The organism is Poseidonibacter ostreae, from assembly GCF_009208075.1.
In the GTDB taxonomy this organism is placed as follows: domain Bacteria; phylum Campylobacterota; class Campylobacteria; order Campylobacterales; family Arcobacteraceae; genus Poseidonibacter; species Poseidonibacter ostreae.
On sequence record NZ_WFKJ01000155.1, the window covers coordinates 1 to 218 of the forward strand.

1 rRNA gene is annotated in these 218 nt (G+C 39.0%); it reads left to right on the plus strand.

Annotated elements, in window-relative coordinates:
- The first annotated feature begins 91 nt into the window (after window positions 1–91).
- Window positions 92–207, plus strand: a 5S ribosomal RNA gene (gene rrf, locus GBG18_RS15225).
- Window positions 208–218 lie beyond the last annotated feature (11 nt).

Consider the following 218-nt stretch of genomic DNA (forward strand, 5'->3'; position numbering starts at 1 on the left):
CATAAAATTAGACTTTAACATTATTTATATCTTTACTCACATCAAGTTGAGTAATGAGTATACTTCTACAGTATATTGATTACTCAGTTTTGCTGGTGGTTATAGAGAAGAGGAAATACCCAGCTCCATTTCGAACCTGGAAGTCAAGCTCTTCATCGCTGATAATACTGCAGGGTCCCCTTGTGGAAACGTAGGCCGCTGCCAGCTCTTGAGTATTT